The sequence below is a fragment of the Mycobacterium sp. genome, from assembly GCF_008709575.1.
Lineage (GTDB): Bacteria > Actinomycetota > Actinomycetes > Mycobacteriales > Mycobacteriaceae > Mycobacterium.
Genome location: NZ_VYIK01000560.1, coordinates 1 through 524, shown reverse-complemented (window position 1 = coordinate 524; position 524 = coordinate 1). Strand labels below are relative to the sequence as shown.

Here is a 524-nt window from a genome sequence, read left to right as displayed (position 1 = left end):
CAGCGAGATCGTAGAACACGCTGTCAACCATCTCTTGCCTCGCTATACCGCTTCCTAGTGGTGTGTCACACAAATAATTAACCATTTGTTCGGTATCATGTGGTGATGAGTGCGTCACCAGCAGCGGCCCTGTCGATGACACCGGATCAGCGTGAGACTTTGGAAACTCTGGCGCGGTCTCAGGCGGCGCCGCATCGGCAGGTTCTGCGCGCGAGGGCGTTGCTGATGGCTGCCGATGGCGAGGCCAACACTCGGATCGCCGAGGAAATCGGCGTGACGCCGGTGACGGTGCGCGGCTGGCGTAAGCGATTCAGCGAGGATGGCCTGGCCAAGCTGGGACAGGTGCGCAAGGGGCGGGGCCGCAAACCGACGATCACCGGTGAGCAGATCGCCCAGATCGTGCGGTTGAGCACCGAGGAGACTCCGCCGGGCCACACGCATTGGTCATGTCGCACGATGGCCAAGCATGTGGGTGTGAGTCATTCGTCAGTGCAACGTATTTGGTCCGACCTAGGCATCAAGCC

Annotated in this window: 1 protein-coding gene; it reads left to right on the top strand. The window is 60.9% G+C overall.

Annotated elements, in window-relative coordinates; all coding sequences use genetic code 11:
• Positions 1 to 105: 105 nt before the first annotated feature.
• On the top strand, positions 106 to 524 hold a 419-nt coding region (locus F6Q13_RS20135), incomplete at its 3' end, for a helix-turn-helix domain-containing protein (RefSeq protein WP_293060198.1).